The sequence below is a fragment of the Streptomyces muensis genome (assembly GCF_021474425.1).
GTDB classification, from domain to species: Bacteria; Actinomycetota; Actinomycetes; order Streptomycetales; family Streptomycetaceae; genus Streptomyces; species Streptomyces muensis.
The window spans coordinates 1-3,012 of the sequence record NZ_JAKEIP010000488.1 but is presented as its reverse complement, the minus strand read 5'-3'; the positions used below and the strand labels follow the sequence as shown (position 1 = coordinate 3,012).

3 protein-coding genes are annotated in these 3,012 nt (G+C 69.5%); 2 read left to right on the top strand and 1 reads right to left on the bottom strand.

Annotated elements, in window-relative coordinates; genetic code table 11:
- Nucleotides 1-343 (top strand): C40 family peptidase (locus tag L0P92_RS43480; RefSeq protein ID WP_234768656.1); only part of this gene is annotated, 343 nt, incomplete at its 5' end.
- A gap of 201 nt (nt 344-544) precedes the next feature.
- The gene (locus L0P92_RS43475) at nt 545-1,255 is read left to right on the top strand and encodes a phosphatase PAP2 family protein (RefSeq protein ID WP_234768655.1); all 711 of its coding nucleotides are present in this window, start codon (nt 545-547) and stop codon (nt 1,253-1,255) included.
- A 64-nt stretch (nt 1,256-1,319) separates the two neighbouring features.
- Here L0P92_RS43475 and L0P92_RS43470 read toward each other — a convergent pair whose 3' ends face one another.
- Nucleotides 1,320-2,891, bottom strand: a complete 1,572-nt coding sequence (locus L0P92_RS43470) for an FAD-binding oxidoreductase (protein ID WP_234768654.1) — start codon at nt 2,889-2,891, stop codon at nt 1,320-1,322.
- Nucleotides 2,892-3,012: the final 121 nt, after the last annotated feature.

Sequence of the window (3,012 nt, the reverse complement as noted above, 5' to 3'; positions counted from 1 at the left end):
GGGTGGGGCCGCGGATGGTGGGCGGTTCGACTGTTCGGGGTTGACTCAGGCCGCGTACGAGACGGTGGGGATCTCGTTGCCGCGGGTGGCGAACGATCAGTACAACGCGGGGCCGCATCCGGACAGGGACGAGTTGTTGCCGGGGGATCTGGTGTTCTTCTCGGACGACCTCACCAACTCCCGGGCCATCCGGCATGTCGGGATATATGTGGGTGGCGGGTACATGATCGACGCGCCGAGAACGGGTGCTGTGATCCGGTTCGACCCGATCGACACCCCGGACTACTTCGGAGCCACCCGGGTGACCGAGGATGGCGCGAAAGCGCTGCCCACGACGGTGTAGACGGAGCGTGAACCCACCCCCTGAGCTGCGGTGATGGGTCTCTCTTCGATAACGTCTGCGTGATCATTCAGTGGAGTGTGGAACGTATCAACAGGGGCCGTGCGTTCCTGGTGTCGTAGCCGGATCTACAACCACGGGGGTGGGCGGAGCGGCGTACGCAAGATGCGCCGAGCTAAGAGACGACGAAGGGGCCGCGGCATCATGGCTGGACTCGCAGAATCCGGGTCGAACCCCGACGTCGACCTGCTCTTCGACATCAATGGCCTGGCCAAGGACGCACCGCACTGGTTCGACCGGGTCATGGAGTACGTCGGTGAGTACGGGGTCGTGCTCGCCCTGGTGCTGCTCGTCGTGTGGTGCTGGTGGTCCGTGCGGCGCCGGGGCGAGGAGGACGCGGCCTCGTCCGTCGCCGCGCTCGTGTGGGCGCCGCTGGCCGCCGGGATCGCGGTCCTGGTGAACGTGCCGATCCGGGGGTTCGTCGAGCGGCCCCGGCCGTTCCTCGCTCACCAGGGACTCGAGGTCCTGGTGAGCGGCAAGACCGACTATTCGTTCGTGAGCGACCACGCGACCATCGTCATGGCGCTCGGGGTCGGGCTGTTCGTCGCGAACCGGAAGTTCGGGCTGGTCGGGATCGGGCTCGCCCTTCTCGGAGGTTTCTGCCGGGTCTACATGGGTGTGCACTATCCGACCGATGTCGTCGGCGGATTCGCACTCGGCACGGCTGTCGCCCTGCTGCTGTCGCCGCTGGCCATGGCTCTGCTGACGCCCGTGATGTCCGCGATCGAGCGGTCGCCCAGGGGCGGGTGGCTGATCAAAGCGCGGGGCGCGTCCCGGGCGGGTGAGCAGAAGGCCGTGATTCCGGGGGCCCGGAAAGAGGCCGCCGGGGCTGAGGAGCGGGACCTCGCGGCCTAGCCGAACGGCAGGGGCGTAGGCGAATGGCAGCAGCGTGGGCGAACGGCAGGGGCGGCGGGTCGGGTTACAGCGCCTGCGGGTAGGTGAAGAAGCCCTCCGGGTCGTACTGCTTCTTCAGCTTTGTCAGGCGGGTCGCCGCGTCTCCGTAGTACGCCTTGCGCCAGTTCCGCAGGGTGGGGTCGGTGTAGTTCTGGTACGCGGCGCCCGAGGCGTACGGGCGCATCGCGTCGTGGGCCGATGTCAGCCAGGACTGGGCGGTGGAGCCCGAGGTGCCGGCGCGCCAGGAGGCGATGTACTGGGCCAGGACGCGGGAGCGGCGGTGCACGAAGGCCGTCGCGGTGGGGGAGACGCGGTTGACGGCTCCGCCGAGGGCCGTGAGGGCGACGCTGCCGGAGCCGCCGCGGACCGACTGCAGCTGCCTCATCAGGGTCTGGATGCCCGCCGCTGAGAGCGAACGGTCGAAGAAGTCCGACTTCGCGGAGTACGTCTCGCGGCTCAGCACACCCTGCGGGGAGCGGCCCGGGGTGGTGCCGGGGAGGTGGCACTGGGCGTCCGAGGTGAAGGACGAGCAGCCGGCGTACAGCTCCATCGACTCCTCGTACGAGCGGCGCCTGATCGAGACGTTGGTCGCGGGGCCGGGGCCGCCGGGGCGGTCGGCCAAGCGGTCCACCGCGTTCTTGAGCTCGTTGTAGGTGCCCAGCGAGAACGCCGCGACGGTGATGGTCGGGTTGCCGCCCGCGTGGTTGGAGATGCTCAGGGCCGACCAGATCTCGTCGGGCTGGGTCGGGCCCCACTCCTGCCAGGCCTTGATCAGCTTGGCCGCCCTCGACCAGGGCCAGGTCATGTACGCCGTTACGGCCTGGGGGGCGGGGTGGGTCCTGAAGTGCAGTTCCGTCACGACGCCGAAGTTGCCGTTGCCGGCGCCGCGCAGGGCCCAGAAGAGGTCCTTGTTGGTGGTGGCGTCGGCGGTGAGCTGCTTGCCGTCGGCGGTGATCAGGGTGGCCCGGGTGAGGCTGTCGCAGGTCAGGCCGTAGGCGCGGGAGGTGACTCCGTGGCCGCCGCCGAGGGTGAGGCCGGAGACGCCGACGCTGGGGCAGGAGCCGGCGGGGATGGTGACGCCCTTGGCGGCTAGGGCTCGGTAGACGTCGATGAGTTTGGAGCCGGCGCCGACCACGGCGGTGTTGCCGGTGGCGCGGATGCGGTTGAGCTTGGAGACGTCGATGATCAGGCGGTTGTTGCCGGAGGACCAGCCGGCGTAGGAGTGGCCGCCGTTGCGGATGGCTACGTGGAGGTTGTGGGCTCGGGCGTAGGCGAGGGTGGTGCGGATGTCGTCGGGGTGGGCGACGTAGGCGACCGCGGTGGGTTTCAGGGTGTCGAAGCGGGTGTTGTAGAGCAGGCGGGCGGATTTCCAGTCGGGGTCGTTCGGGCGGATGAGCTGGCCGTCGAGGTCCTTGGCCAGGGCGGTCCAGTTGGCTGGGGCGGAGGCGGTGGTGTTGCTGGTGGTTCGGGTGCGGGGGGATGTGCCGGTGGGGGTGCGGGTGCGGGTGCCGGGGTCTGTGTCGGGGGCGTTGCAGGCGGTTGCCGTCAGGGTGGTGAGGGCTGCTGCTGTGCCGCCGATGAAGGTGCGCCGTTCCATGTCGCCTCCTGGGGGGTCGTGGAACGAGACGGGGTGGTGGGGGTTGGGGTTCCATGGTGCGGTGGTCCTGCGGTGCGGGCCGTGATTTCGCCCCCGCCGCCCCTACCCGTCCCATCCCTTG

Bases quoted from the DNA above. Each gene is read 5' to 3' on its own strand.
- L0P92_RS43475 (WP_234768655.1), top strand. From the start codon at position 545: ATGGCTGGACTCGCAGAATCCGGGTCGAACCCCGACGTCGACCTGCTC.
- L0P92_RS43470 (WP_234768654.1), bottom strand. From the start codon at position 2,891: ATGGAACGGCGCACCTTCATCGGCGGCACAGCAGCAGCCCTCACCACC.